The following is a 13539-nucleotide window of genomic DNA, read 5'->3' on the forward strand; positions in this document are numbered from 1 at the left end:
TGCGGTGTGTATCGGGCGGCCCGGTGGAACGTTGAACCCGGTCAAACTGGGAACCCTTTGTGTGGCCCTCACGTAACACGTGGCATGAGTGGATTTTCTGCCGGATCGTTTTCGTTCAGTCGCAGCAGTGGCAAGCGGGGGGGCTTGTTGGGGGGACACAGCCATTCCAGCAGCGGCCACCACGTGGGCTACGGGCGTCGGGGGCATGCCCGGCACCGGGGGCGTCGGCGCGGGATGTTCGGCTGCCTCAGCGTGGTGCTGGCGGGCGTGGTCGCCCTTGGCGGCGTGGTGGGCCTGTTCTCGCTGATCGCATAGGCTTGCTTCACCGAGGTTTGTTGCATTGGCTGAACCGTCCGCGGGAAGCCCAGAGGTTAGAGGCTCCCGCCGTTTCGCCGCGCCTGTCGCCGGGTGTACGGGCTGCCTTTCCCGGTGTGCTGCGCCGCCTGGAGGCGTGGACGGGCGAGGGAGCCGGGTTTGCCCGTTACGCCTCGGCACACGGGCCTTTGTTCCTGAAATACCTACCCGCCGCCGCCCAACAGCCGCGCCCCTACCACCGCCTGGCCCGCGAAATTTCCTACCTTTGTGACCTTGCACCGCTGTCGCCCGTGCCACACGCGCCGCTGCTGCACGCTGCCCTTGATCCAGAGGGCCGCCGCGCCCACCTGATCACCGTTGACCTGACCAATTCCACGCTGGGCTGGGGAGCCTTTGCCACTGACGAGGCGCGGGAAGCGGCCCTGCTGGACATCGTGCGTTTGCTGGCGCTGCACCATGCCTTCTGGTGGAATCGCCCCGAATTGAGTGCGCCTACAGCCCAAATGGAATGGACATGGAATCCAGCGCGGGCCATTCGGCAGGCGGGAGAGATTGCCCAGTTCTCCGGCGTTGCTGTACAGGACGCTGCCCGCCAGTTGCCGGAATTGTTGGCCGCTACCTCCGGCGTCACCCTCGCGCACGGCGATATACATTCCGGGCAGGTGTTGTGGCCGGAGGGGGGCGGGCCGCCCATTCTGATCGATTACGGCCAGACGCAGGCCGCGCCGCTGGGTGTGGATTTCGCTCACCTGCTGGCCCTGCGCCTGAATGCCGCCGAACGCCTGCGCCTTGGCCCCGGCCTGCGGGCCACCTACTTGGCCGAACTTGCGCGGCACGGGCTGACGCTCTCGCCCCAACAGTTCGCCAACGAGGAACGGGCGGGCTTGGCCCTGAATCTGCTGTCTACCGCACGGCAGGCGGCCCGAACCACAGACCGGGAAAGCGGGGTAGGCGAGGCGCTGGAGCGGGCGGCGGCGGCTTGGGAAAACTGGTCTGACTAAGCCAGATTGTTGAGCAGCCATGCCATCACAAAGCAGACGCCGCCCGCCACCAACGCCAGCAGCATAGGTGCAAACGGCAATTCGGCTCGCCTCGTGCCCTGTCCTAAGCGGCCCCGGCCTGCCGCTTCTGCCGCCGCTGTACCGAACGAACCTTTGACCATCAGCCCAGCCAGAATCCACAGCAAGATGCCCGCCCAGTTGAGGCCCTCCAGCGCCCCGGTCAGCCCCAGCGCGGAGCCGAGGCCTGCGCCCACCGCCGCCGCGCCTAACCCATACAGACTCCCGCGCACCAGCAGTTCGGCCATAGCCTGCCCACGAGATTGAGATTGAAGACTGTTGGTCATGATCGCCAGTTTACACTGTTCAACTGTTCTTCAGTCCCAAAAATGCCTTATAGCGCTCTAATTCTCCCGCTAAACCCTTGCGGAGTGCCGCCGTTTCCCGCACCTCTGGCAGCCATGTCACGTCGGACTGCAACTCGCCCGCCTCTACCCGCAGATTGGCCCAGCCCACCGCGCGTTCGGCCCAAAAAATCGGCAGCGCGTAGTATCCGAATTGGCGCTTGGCGGGCGGCGTGTAGGCCTCCAGGCGGTAGGCCCAGCTGTGCAAATGCTCGAGGCGCCGGCGATCCCACACCAGCGGGTCAAACGGCCCCACGATCCGCAGGCCGGACGGGGGAGAGGAGTGGTCAAGCTCCCACTCGGCGGGCCAGACATAGCGCACGCCGTCTACCTTCGCGCCTCTCAAGGTCTCTTTCACCGCGAGTTTGAAGGCCGCCCGCAAAGAGGTTTTCAGGTGCGGCAGCCCAAACCCGCTGAGGCCGACGAGATAGCTCAAACTGGCTTCGGGCAGTGGGCCGTACAGGTGGGCCAGCAGAGAAACGACGTGTTGCACGCGCTCTGTATCCGGCACAGGATCGGCACGCAGGGCGGCCAGGTGCGGGGCGGGGCCGTACACCCGCACGCCTGAGACCCGCCGCAGCACCCGCGCCTCTCCCCGGTAATGCAGAGCGTCCAGCGCCCGTGTGGCGCCACTGGATTGCCCGCCCCAGGCGTTCTGTACCCGGCCCACGCCCAGTGCCGCCGTCGCCTCTTTGGGGTGCAGTTCGCCGCGCTCCTGTAGCAGCGCCCGCACACCGTCCAGCAGCGCCGGATGCTCGCGCTCTATGCGGGTGGGGGCCACCTCACGCGGATGCAGCCACGCCTGCACCTGCCGGGGCACGAAGCCGTAATTGGGCAACATGTCTTCCTCGGCGTCCAGCGCGGCGTAGTGTTGCTCCAAATCTCCGGCCCGGTAGCCTGCCACCCGCGCCATCAGCGTCAGGTCTTGGGCACGCGCCGGAACCCGGATCGGATCGGCCTGCACGAATTTCATGCTGTCCAGTGCGGCCTGAATGGAGGGCTGCGGGCCGAGCGTGCGGAGTGCCAATGCCCGCAAGTGGGCCGGGGTGAGGGCGGTGGGGTGGTCGGGCATAGGAGAAGAATAAGGGGCGGTGTGGGCTGGAGCGCGTTGAGGGAAGGTAAAGTCAGTGGGCAGGCTTGAAATGGAAGACGTAAACCGCCTTGAGAGCCCCATAGTTTGGGCCTGAAATCCGAGCGGATAGAGATAGGAAAGAGTACGCGTTATGGAGCCGCAAGCGGTAAGGTTGTAGCGGAATGAAGTGGAGTCCGTGTAAGCAGGCACGCGCAAAAAACCGCCCCGGCACAAGGCCAGAGCGGTTTAGGAGACGTTGGTTTTAGGCTTATGCGGCGGCGATTTCTTGCAGTTGCTTCTCGTTGCGCAGGGTGATCTTGCCGTAGCCAGCGCTGATCACGCCTTCGCGGCTGAGTTCGCCCACCACTTTGGTCACGGTTTCGCGCACGCTGCCCACAGCGGCGGCCAGTTCGTCGTGCGTGGCATAGATCATGGTCTCGCCGCTGTCGAGCTGGGTGGCGAGGGCGGTGTCCTTCAGCTCCAGCAGTTCTCCGGCAATCCGGGCACGCAGGCGCTTGCCGACCAGGCGGTAGATGCTTTCGTAGGCGCGCTCCAGCGTCCGCACGAGGTGGGTCGTGACCACGAGGTTGTCTTCGGCGCTCATCAGGGCGGGGTTGATCACGTCCACGCTGCTGTCGGTCACAGCTTCGGCAAAGTAGGCGCGGTTCACACCTGCAAGGGCTTCCTCGCCAAAATACTCACCGGGCTTCACGTAGCGCAGGGTCAGGCCGTTGCCGTCGTCGTCCATGGTATGCACGCGGATCAGGCCGCTGGCGACACGGTACAGCATGTCACTCTTGCCGGGGTACAGGATGACTGCGCCGGGGCGGTAGGTCACGGTGTCGACGAAGGTGCGGTTGTTGGTATTGGTCTTATGGCTGGTCTGTGTCATGTGCGTCGCCTCCAGGCGGTGGATTCGGGGAAGGAAGGACGCTGGGGGCGGGGCTCACACCCTTCCCAACGTTGATCACAGTGTAACCTAGAATCACATTTTTGTAAACACTTTTGTTTCTTTAATCAGCATTTAGCTTACGAAGTAGGGTGAGTTTACGCCCGAATGTAAGTGGCGTACTGCACGCTTGGCAACTCATATTCTGTCTAGAGCAGAAACTCATAGGGCGCTCAGTGTGCTTGTGGCCCTGTGGCGTTCCTATAAAGAGATAAGCAAAACAAGACTGACCGGATTGTCACCAGGATTGGGCAAGCCTTGAGCGGGCTATCAGAAAACGCCGCGCCTAACCACTGGGGCCGGGCGCGGCGTCTGGTTGGAAGCTTAGAGTTCGTCTTCCTTCCGAACCGGGAAGGCGCTGATCACGCGGTCTTTGTCACCGATGTTGATGACCTTCACGCCCTGCGCGTTGCGGCCTGTGGTTCGCACTTCTTCCACGCGAGTCCGAATCACGGTGCCTTTCTGTGTGAGCACCATCAGTTCTTCGTCGCCTGCTACGCGGGCCAGCGTGACCAGTTTGCCGGTGCGCTCGGTCACGTCCAGGGTAATCACGCCGAGGCCGCCGCGCCCCTTGCTGGGGTAGTCGCCTGCCGGGGTGCGCTTGCCAAGGCCAAACTCGCTGATGCTGAGGAGCTCGCTGGTTTCGTCGCCGCCGGGCACGAGGGCCATGCTGACCACGATGTCGTCGTCACGAAGGCGCATGCCGATCACGCCCTGCGTGGCGCGGCCTGTATCGCGGACTTCGGCAGCGTCGAAGCGCATGGCCTGTCCTTCACGGCTTGCCAGCACGATGTGGTCACTCTCGCACACGATGCCCACACCGATCAGTTCGTCGCCGGGTTGCAGGTTGATGGCAATAAGGCCGGCCGACGTGATGTTGCCGTAATCGGTGATCTGGGTCTTCTTGACGATGCCCTTGCGGGTGGCGAACACGAAGCTGCCCTCTTCCTCGAAGCCCTTCACGCTCAGCACGCTGGCGATGTTTTCGGTTTCGCGCAAGGACGGCAACAGGTTGCGAATGTGCGTGCCCTTGGCGTCGCGGCCCGCTTCCGGCAGGTCGTAGATCTTCTCATGGAACACGCGGCCCTGATCGGTAAAGAACAGCAGGTAATCGTGCGTGCTGCCCACGAACACGCGGGTGTTGATGTCCTCGTCGCGCAGTTTGCCGCCACTGGCACCGCGTCCACCACGGGCCTGAGCGCGGTAGGCATCCATGTTGGTGCGCTTCAGGTATCCGGCGCGGGTCATGGTGATCACCATGTCTTCCACGGCGATCAGGTCTTCGCGGTTGATGTCTTCTTCCAACAGGACGATGGTGCTGCGCCGCTCGTCGCCGTAACGGTCACGGATATCGCGCAGTTCCTTCTTGATTTCGCGCCACAGCAGTTTTTCGTCGCCCAGGATGGAACGCAGGCGGGCAATGGTGACTTGCAACTCGTTGAATTCGTTGGTCAGTTTCTCGCGCTCCAGCCCCACGAGGCGTTGCAGGCGCATATCGAGGATGGACTGAGACTGCAATTCGGTCAGGCCGAAGCGGGCCATCAGCGCGTCGCGGGCCTCGGCTCCGGTGTTGCTGGCGCGGATCAAGGAGATCACTTCGTCGATATGATCGAGCGCCTTGATCAGGCCTTCCAGCACGTGGGCACGTTCCTCGGCCTTCTTCAGTTCGTAGGCCGTGCGGCGCGTGACCACATCGCGGCGGTGAACGAGGAAGTAGCGCATGGTGTCGATCAGGGGCAGCACACGCGGCTCGCCGTTTACGATGCTCAGGTTGATGACCGTAAACGTGCTCTGCAGCTGCGTGTACTTGTAGAGCTGGTTCAGCACCAGCGTGGGAATCGCACCGCGCTTGAGTTCGATGACGATCCGGACGGGTTCCTTACGGTCAGACTCGTCGCGCAGGGCACTGATGTCGGGAATCTTCCCGGCCTTGTACATCGCGCTGATGGTCTGCAGCAGGTTGGTCTTGTTCAGCTGGTAGGGGATCTCGGAAATGATGATCTGCGAACGCCCGTTCTTCTCGTCAATACGGGCCTTGCCGCGCACCTTCAGCCCAGAGTGTCCGGTGGCGAAGGCCTCACGGATGCCCTGCAAGCTGATGCGCCCGCCGGTGGGGAAATCTGGCCCCTTGACGTGTTCCATCATCTCATCCAGCGTGATCTGGGGATTGTCCACCAGCGCCAGCAGGCCGTTGCAAATCTCGGTCAGGTTGTGCGGCGGAATGTTGGTCGCCATGCCCACGGCAATGCCCGACGCGCCGTTGACCAGCAGGTTGGGAATGGCGGACGGCAGAACGGTGGGTTCGGTGGTGGTTTCGTCGTAGTTGGGCTTGGTGTCTACGGTCTCTTTTTCCAAGTCGGCCAGCAGTTCTTCGGCCACCTTGGTCATGCGGGCTTCGGTGTAGCGCATGGCGGCGGCCATATCGCCGTCCATAGACCCGAAGTTGCCCTGAGGATCGACCATCGGGTAGCGCATGTTCCACCACTGGCCCAGGCGTACCATCGCGTCATAAATGGACGAGTCGCCGTGTGGGTGATACCGCTTCATGACCTCGCCCACCACGCTGGCCGACTTGGCGTGCTTGGTGTTCGACATCAGGCCTTCTTGCAGCATGGCGTACATGATTCGCCGCTGCACAGGCTTCAGGCCGTCGCGCACATCTGGCAGCGCCCGGTCTACGATCACGTTCATGGCGTAATTGATGAAATTGGTTTTGACTTCGGTGGTGATGTCAACGGGAAGAATTCCGGTCATGAGACTCCAATCTGCGCCGCAGGGCGTCAGGCGGGTTGGCGGAGAAAGAGACCGCCAACCGGGGGGATGAGAAGCCCGGCAAACCCTGCCGGGAATGGAACGAGTCTATCACATTATGCTGTAAGCGTAACGGCAGATGCTCCCTCAACTGCCCCTATTGTACCGCACAGGGGCGGGCAAAACAGGGTGTTGGGGGGTGGCCGGGTCAGGCTGACCTACTCAGACTGTCTTGGATGACTCACGCTGAATCCAGGCCGGTTCCAGATGGCGCTTTAAACTTCCGGCTCTCCTTACCGGGGCTGATTCGCAGCGGCAATTTGAGTCGTCTGAGCGCACAGGGGCGGGCCGATCTCATGACCCTGCACCCCAGCCGCATCATTGACCTGCGGAACCGAATGGAACGGCAGATAGACGCCCCGCCCTTTGTGGGACAGGCAGAGTACCTCAACTTGCCGCTTGTGCCGCTGGGCAACCAAGAATTGGACGAACTGAGCAAAAAAGCCACCAGCAACGCTGATTTTTACCGTCTTTATCTTGACCATGCAGGCAATCAAATGGTGGCTGTATTGGGTGCGATTTTAGATGCGCCGCCCGGCCCGGTCGTGGTTCATTGCCACGCAGGAAAAGACCGCACCGGCCTGATCGTGGCGCTGTGTGCCGAACTTGTGGGGCTGACGCGTGATCAAATCGCTGCCGATTACGCCGCGACAGGGCCGGAACTGGAAGGATTTTATGCGGATCAACGGAACCAGAAAAGTACGGAAGCTTGGGCAAGATTCGCTCCGTTTGAGTGTACTAATCCTGCCGATATTCTGACGGCCCTAGAACACTTGGACACGCACTGGGCCGGAGTCAGGCCGTATTTAAAGACTCATGGGCTAAGTTTGAACGAACAGGATGGGTTGGCGCATCGGCTGTCCGAGCGGGACTGAATATTACTGCTGACCTCGCCGCGCTCAGTTCCCAATCTTCACCTTAAAGCTGATGGTGGCTGTTCCGCCTGCCTTCACATCTACGCGCCGCTCTACGTTGTTCTGGCGGTTGGCGGGCAATACCTGTCCATCCACCACCACGAGGCGGCCATACAGCGACTCGCGCAGTTGCACCCGCGTGGCCAGAGTTTTGGTGCTGGTCAGGGTGTAGGTGACCTGGGAAGTGGTGCTCAGAATCCGGCCATCAGGCGCTTTTTCCAGACCCAATTGCTTGACCGTGCGGGCGAACCGGAGTTCGGGGTCAGCACCGAGGTCAACATCTACTGGCTTGCCGCCCTGTGTGGCTGCCAGTTGCACGGTGCCTACCAGCGCCCCACCCTCGCGCACCGAGAGCGTGCCAGCGGGCAAACTGGAACCATTAGGCGTAAATTTGTAGCGCCGACTGGTCTGACCCGAACTGTTCTGCGGGTTGAAATAGGTGCTGATGCTGTTGTAGCGCGTGAAGGCCGTGATCTTGGGCTGCAAGAACGGCAGGGTCAACGTTTCGCCGCGCCCCAGTGTGACGGCCCCGGCCAGTGCGTAGCGTTGCAGCCCACGCAATTCACCGAGACTGGAAATGGAGGAGGCGGTGCCTGCGCTGCCCGAACCGGGCATGGTGGGTAAGGGAAAGGCTCTATCCGAAGTCGCCTGCGCTGCCGTGACCTGCCCAGTCTGTACCACCGTCTGCACTGTTCCTGCAAACAAGTCCACGCGCTCGCCCGTAAAGGGCCGATCACCTATGTTGCGGAGTTCAGCCAACGCTGCCAAAGTCGCCTGTGCGGCGTTGGCTGTCAGCTCGTAGCGTGGCTTCCAAGACAGAGCAGCGGTGCGGTAGCTGATCTCAGCTTTCTGGGTTGCACTGGCCGCCGACTCGAAGCGTGCCGTGATGCTGCCGCCCAGCCAACCTCGTGGGGGTTGCTCTGCAAAGCCCAATTCGTTGGCCTGCACATTCAGGTAAGCCCCGGATTCCAGCCGCACCAGCAGGTCTTCAGCCCGAATCAGCGTGCCGGAAAGTGGCGCTTGACCTGTCCGTAGCACGGTCACAGGTTGGCCCTCCTGAGTGATCAGCCAGTCGAGGTCTGTGGGCCGGGTGTGCAGGCGCAGCAGCGGCGTCCCCGTGAGGCTGAGACTGCCCGGCTGCACTAAGTTCCATGCGGCGCGGCCAAAAGCCAGTTTTTAGGCAGCGGGTTTGCCCCCTGTAGCGGTCAAGTTAACCTGTTCGCGCACCTCACCAAAGCTGGGGTAGATGCGGAGATCGGTGGCTGAGGCGCTGCCCAACAGCAGGGCGGCCAGCAGAAAGGGACGGAGGAATGGCACGGCTCTACAGTCGCACAAAGTGACCAGAACGGAGGATGAGAAGGGCCGAACTTTACCCCTCCTGCCCCGCCGCCCCTACGCCCTGCCCGCCGCCCGACAGCCGCACCCGCAGCATCAGACTCAGGATTAGGCCCAGCAGCACCAGTCCCAGCGCCAGTTCGTAGGCGCGGCGCAGCCCTTCGGCCAACTCGAAGCCGCCCGCCGCAATCGCCGCTGGCCCGATCAGCAGGGCCATGACCGCCACGCCCAACGCCCCGCCCATCTGCCGGGCAAACAGCACGCCGCTGGTGACTGCGCCCAGTTCTCCCTTCTGTGCGCCCTCCTGTGCGGCCAGCAGCAGGCTCAGCATGGCAAAGCCCATGCCCATGCCCACCGCGAAGCCCAGCGCCGACGTGACCCACAGCGGCGCGTGAACGGCGAAGATCAGGGCAGCAAACATGACCACCAGCACGGCAAATCCGGTCTGGGTCATGCGGGCCAGAGGAATGCGGTTCAGCAGTCGGGCGGCCAAAATTGCGGTCAGTGTCCAGCCCACCAGCATCGGCGTCAGGATCGCCCCGGCAGCAGTGGCCCCGCCCCCCGTGACGCCCTGCGCGTACAGCGGCAGGTAGGCGATCACGCCAAAGTAGGCGGCCCCGCCCAAGAAGTTGCCTGCAAAAGCGATGCGCGGCAGCCGTTCTTGCAGCGCCCGCATCGGTAGCAGCGGGGCAGGGTGGCGGCGCTCCAGCAGGATGGCCGCCACCAAAATCAGCAGCCCCGCGCCCACCATCAGCCACAGGCGGCTTTCCAGTCCCCACACCGTCAGGCCGCTGCCCAGCGTAAACAGGCCCGCGCCCAGCCAATCTAGTTTGGCGGGCCGGGGCGTGCCCGTTTCCTTCAGGTGCCGCCAGGCGATGTACAGCGCCAGCATTCCAAACGGCAGGCTGACGAAGAAAGTCCAGCGCCACGACAGGCTATCGGTGAGCCAGCCGCCCAGCAGCGGCCCCGCCAGTCCCGACACGCCCCATACGCCGCTGATAAAGGCTTGCACGCGCCCGCGTTCGGCCAGCGCGTAGGTTTCGCCAATAATCGTGAGCGTGAGGGGCAACACTGCCCCCGCGCCGAGGCCCTGCAACGCCCGCGCCGCGATCAGCCAGCCCATGCTGTTTGCCATGCCGCACAGGGCGCTGCCCAGCAGGAACACGACCACCCCGATCAGGTACAGCCGCCGCCGCCCCAGCACATCCGAGGCGCGGCCCCATAAAGGACTGGACACCGTGCTGGTCAGCAGAAACACGGCAAAGGGCAGGGCGTACCAGCGCTCGCCGCCCAGATCGGCAATGACGCTGGGCATGGCCGAGGCCACCACGCTGGCTTCGAGGGCCGCCAGAAATACGCCCAGAACCAGGCCAGTGGTGGCAAGTCGGCGGGCATCTAGGCCCTGCTGCGGAGTGGGGGAGGGAACCGTCATGCGGGCCAGCCTACGCCTGCTGGAAGGCGGGAGAGGGTGGGGAAGCGTTCAGAAGTTGGTCATCAATGCATTGCGGGCCTGCGGCGCACCACAGAATGTGCAAGCTCTACGGCCTAGATTTTGAACTGACCCCGCCTATACTCGTTCTTATTCGTGCAGGGCGGAGGCAATGTGACGGAACAGCAGAACCGAACAACTCGCATGCAGGTTCAGCGAGGGCCACTGCGGGCGGCAGGCGGGCCGGAAGTGGCCGTGCAAATAGACGGCGTGGCCTTCATGGGCCGAGTCGGGGAGCCGCTGATCGACGTGATCAACCGCGCCCGGATCGACTTGGCACAGGTTTGCTATCACCCGCAATTGGGGCCGATCCAGACCTGTGATACCTGCGCCGTGGAAGTGAATGGCGTGGTGGGCCGGGCCTGCGGAACCCCCATCACGGCGGGCCTGACTATTCGCACCCAGACGCAGGCCGCCCGCCTTGCCCAGCGCGACGCCTACAGCCGGATCATCGCCAACCATGACCTGTACTGCACCGTCTGCGACAACAGCAACGGCAATTGCACGGTACACAACACGCTGGGACTGCTGGGTGTAGACCATCCCACACGGCCTTTTCAGCCCAAAGGATTGGCGCAGGATCATTCCAACGCCTTTTATCGCTACGACCCCGATCAGTGCATCCTGTGTGGGCGCTGCGTGGAGGCCTGCCAGAACGTGCAGGTCAATGAAACCCTGAGCATCAACTGGGAAGCCGAGCAACCCCGCGTGCAGTGGGACGGCGGCAAGCCGATTGGCGATTCCAGTTGTGTCAGTTGCGGCCACTGCATTACCGTGTGCCCCTGCAACGCACTCATGGAAAAGTCCATGCTGGGCGAGGCGGGCCTGCTGACGGCGCTGCCCAAACCCGTGTTCGAGGCCGCCATTGATCTGGTCAAGGGTGTGGAGCATTCCAGCGGCCTGCAACTGATCATGAACGTGTCGGATGTGGAGGCGCAGACGCGCTCGGCGTCCATTCAGAAGACCAAAACCGTGTGTACCTATTGCGGCGTGGGCTGCTCTTTCGACATCTGGACGAAAGACCGCCACATTCTGAAAGTGGAGCCGGGGCCGGGGCCAGCCAACGGCATTTCGACGTGTGTAAAGGGCAAATTCGGCTGGGACTACGTGAACAGCGAAGACCGCCTGACCACGCCGCTGATTCGTGAAAACGGGCGATTCCGCGAAGCAGGTTGGGACGAAGCCCTCGACTTGATCGCGTGGCGTCTGGGCGAAATTAAGGGGCAGCATGGGCCGGATGCTCTGGCGTTTATCGCTTCCAGCAAGGCCACCAACGAGGAAGCGTATCTGGTGCAGAAGTTTGCACGGCAGGTGATAGGTACCAACAACGTGGACAACTGCTCGCGCTATTGCCAGTCGCCCGCCACGCAGGGGCTGATGCGGACGGTGGGCTACGGCGGCGACAGCGGCACCATTCACGACATAGAAAACGCCCGATTGGTCATCACGGTGGGCAGCAACACCGCCGAGAGTCATCCGGTGCTGGCCACCCGCGTGAAGCGGGCGCACAAGCTGGGGCGCACGCAACTCGTAGTCGTGGACATCCGCGAACACGAACTGGCCCGCCGCGCCGACACGTTCCTGCGCCCGCGCCCCGGCACCGATTTCGTTTGGCTGTGCGCCCTCTCGCGCCTGATTCTGGAAAACGGCTGGGCCGACGACGTCTTCTTGCGTGAGCGCGTGAACGGCCTGGAAGACTTCCGCGCCAGTGTGGACGCCTTCACGCTGGCCTACGCCGAGGCTGAAACCGGACTTCCGGCGGCAGATATCGAAGCTCTAGCGCGGCAAATCGTGGCGGCGGGGCAGGATAAAACCAAGGGCGGCGTGTGCATTCTGTGGGCCATGGGCGTGACCCAGCAGTGCGGCGGCAGCGAAACGAGTACGGCCATCAGCAACCTGCTGCTCATTACGGGCAATTATGGGCGCACCGGCACTGGCGCGTATCCGCTGCGTGGGCACAATAACGTGCAGGGCGCGTCCGACATGGGGGCCATGCCCGATCAGGTCAGCGGCTACCAGAAGGTGAGTGACCCGATGACCGTGCAGACGCACGAGCGCGAATGGGGCGTGCGGCTGCGACCCCAGCGCGGGCTGGACAACACCCAGATGATCGACGCGGCCATAGCGGGCAAACTCAAGGCCCTCTGGCTGACCGGCGAAGAAATGAGCCTCACCGACGCCAACGCCAACCATCTGGAGAAGGGGTATGAGGCGCTGGACTTCATGGTGGTGCAGGATCTCTACTTCACGAATACCGCCCGCTACGCCGATGTGGTGCTGCCCGCCGCTTCCGCACTGGAAAAAGAAGGCACGTTTACCAGCACCGAACGCCGGGTGCAGCGGTTGTATGAGGCTATGCCACCCCTGAAGGGCACGCGCCCCGACTGGCAAATTTATACGGCGGTGGCAGGGCGTATGGGCTATAGCTGGGGCTACACGCACCCTGCCCAAATCATGGCCGAGATTGCCCGCGTGACGCCCATCATGGCGGGCGTGACCTACGAACGTCTGGCAGGCTTCGACTCGCTGTGCTGGCCTGTGGCCGAGGACGGCACCGATACGCCGCTGCTCTACGCAGACCGCTTCAATTTTCCGGACGGCAAGGCCCGCCTCTATCCCGCGCACTATCAGCCGCGCCAGCACACGCCCGATGCCGAATTTGACCTGCACCTGAACTCCGGGCGCATGCTGGAGCATTTCCACGAGGGCAACATGACCTTCCGGGTGGCTGGGCTGGCTGCCAGCGTGCCCGATACCTTTGTAGAAATCAGCCCCGAACTGGCCGCCGAACGCCAGATCACAAATGGGCAGTGGGTGCGCCTGATCAGTCCCAACGGCGCGGTGAAAGTGCAGGCCCACATCACCGGGCGGGTCAGCGGCCATGAGGTCTATGTGCCCATGAACGCCCGCCACGCCGAGGACGCTGTGAACCGTCTGACGGGCAACAACAGGGACACCGTGACCAATACGCCCGCCTACAAGGACACGGCGGTACGGATGGAAGTGCTGCCGGAGGGTAGCCCGAACCCGCTGCCGAGGGGCAACTCGCGCTACGGCAACCCCACGCCACAAACCGGGGTAGAAGTGGAGCGCAAGTGGTCGAGGCCCGACTATGTGTTTCCTGGTGGCTTGTTGCCTATGCTGGGAGACAGCCTGAATGCTAGGTCTGACCGATTGGGCGGGGATGACTGAATGCACTTGTCCTCCCCTCTAAGGGGGGGCGTTGCAAAGCAACGGGAGGGTTCACCTTCC

Annotated in this window: 11 protein-coding genes; 4 read left to right on the plus strand and 7 right to left on the minus strand. The window is 63.1% G+C overall.

Annotated features, from left to right (window positions below; genetic code table 11):
* The first annotated feature begins 84 nt into the window (after window positions 1-84).
* A complete protein-coding gene (locus M1R55_RS11955) occupies window positions 85-315 on the plus strand; it encodes a hypothetical protein (protein ID WP_249391980.1) in 231 nt (76 codons plus the stop codon).
* A gap of 17 nt (window positions 316-332) precedes the next feature.
* Window positions 333-1316: a phosphotransferase gene (locus tag M1R55_RS11960; protein ID WP_249391981.1), complete on the plus strand. Its 984-nt coding sequence runs from the start codon at window positions 333-335 to the stop codon at window positions 1314-1316.
* Here M1R55_RS11960 and M1R55_RS11965 read toward each other — a convergent pair.
* From M1R55_RS11965 to gyrA, 4 genes are all read right to left on the minus strand, one after another.
* Window positions 1313-1660, minus strand: coding sequence for a hypothetical protein (locus M1R55_RS11965; protein WP_249391982.1), 348 nt, complete (start codon window positions 1658-1660; stop codon window positions 1313-1315). The genes M1R55_RS11960 and M1R55_RS11965 overlap by 4 nt on opposite strands.
* A gap of 19 nt (window positions 1661-1679) precedes the next feature.
* The gene (locus M1R55_RS11970) at window positions 1680-2789 is read right to left on the minus strand and encodes a DNA glycosylase AlkZ-like family protein (RefSeq protein ID WP_249391983.1); all 1110 of its coding nucleotides are present in this window, start codon (window positions 2787-2789) and stop codon (window positions 1680-1682) included.
* A gap of 268 nt (window positions 2790-3057) precedes the next feature.
* Entirely contained in the window at window positions 3058-3681 is a 624-nt protein-coding gene (locus tag M1R55_RS11975; protein WP_249391984.1) for a helix-turn-helix domain-containing protein, read from the minus strand.
* 381 nt (window positions 3682-4062) lie between these two features.
* On the minus strand, window positions 4063-6492 hold the full coding sequence (gyrA, locus tag M1R55_RS11980) for a DNA gyrase subunit A (protein ID WP_249391985.1): 2430 nt from the start codon (window positions 6490-6492) through the stop codon (window positions 4063-4065).
* Window positions 6493-6725: 233 nt separating this feature from the next.
* Here gyrA and M1R55_RS11985 point away from each other — a divergent pair, with 233 nt between their 5' ends.
* Window positions 6726-7424, plus strand: coding sequence for a tyrosine-protein phosphatase (locus M1R55_RS11985; protein WP_249391986.1), 699 nt, complete (start codon window positions 6726-6728; stop codon window positions 7422-7424).
* Between the two features lie 24 nt (window positions 7425-7448).
* Here M1R55_RS11985 and M1R55_RS11990 read toward each other — a convergent pair whose 3' ends face one another.
* From M1R55_RS11990 to M1R55_RS12000, 3 genes are read right to left on the minus strand one after another with little or no spacing between them, the layout of a single operon-like run.
* A complete protein-coding gene (locus tag M1R55_RS11990; RefSeq protein WP_249391987.1) occupies window positions 7449-8606 on the minus strand; it encodes a hypothetical protein in 1158 nt (385 codons plus the stop codon).
* 33 nt (window positions 8607-8639) lie between these two features.
* Window positions 8640-8780, minus strand: a complete 141-nt coding sequence (locus M1R55_RS11995; RefSeq protein WP_249391988.1) for a hypothetical protein — start codon at window positions 8778-8780, stop codon at window positions 8640-8642.
* A gap of 52 nt (window positions 8781-8832) precedes the next feature.
* Window positions 8833-10230, minus strand: coding sequence for an MDR family MFS transporter (locus M1R55_RS12000; protein WP_249391989.1), 1398 nt, complete (start codon window positions 10228-10230; stop codon window positions 8833-8835).
* A gap of 201 nt (window positions 10231-10431) precedes the next feature.
* Here M1R55_RS12000 and fdhF point away from each other — a divergent pair, with 201 nt between their 5' ends.
* Window positions 10432-13479, plus strand: coding sequence for a formate dehydrogenase subunit alpha (gene fdhF / locus M1R55_RS12005; RefSeq protein WP_249391990.1), 3048 nt, complete (start codon window positions 10432-10434; stop codon window positions 13477-13479).
* Window positions 13480-13539: the final 60 nt, after the last annotated feature.

This window comes from Deinococcus sp. QL22 (genome assembly GCF_023370075.1).
Taxonomy (GTDB): Bacteria; Deinococcota; Deinococci; order Deinococcales; family Deinococcaceae; genus Deinococcus.

Coding starts and splice junctions, on each gene's coding strand:
- M1R55_RS11970 (WP_249391983.1), bottom strand. CDS start 2,789: ATGCCCGACCACCCCACCGCCCTCACCCCGGCCCACTTGCGGGCATTG.
- gyrA (WP_249391985.1), bottom strand. CDS start 6,492: ATGACCGGAATTCTTCCCGTTGACATCACCACCGAAGTCAAAACCAAT.
- M1R55_RS11985 (WP_249391986.1), top strand. CDS start 6,726: ATGACTCACGCTGAATCCAGGCCGGTTCCAGATGGCGCTTTAAACTTC.
- M1R55_RS11955 (WP_249391980.1), top strand. CDS start 85: ATGAGTGGATTTTCTGCCGGATCGTTTTCGTTCAGTCGCAGCAGTGGC.
- fdhF (WP_249391990.1), top strand. CDS start 10,432: ATGCAGGTTCAGCGAGGGCCACTGCGGGCGGCAGGCGGGCCGGAAGTG.
- M1R55_RS12000 (WP_249391989.1), bottom strand. CDS start 10,230: ATGACGGTTCCCTCCCCCACTCCGCAGCAGGGCCTAGATGCCCGCCGA.
- M1R55_RS11965 (WP_249391982.1), bottom strand. CDS start 1,660: ATGACCAACAGTCTTCAATCTCAATCTCGTGGGCAGGCTATGGCCGAA.
- M1R55_RS11975 (WP_249391984.1), bottom strand. CDS start 3,681: ATGACACAGACCAGCCATAAGACCAATACCAACAACCGCACCTTCGTC.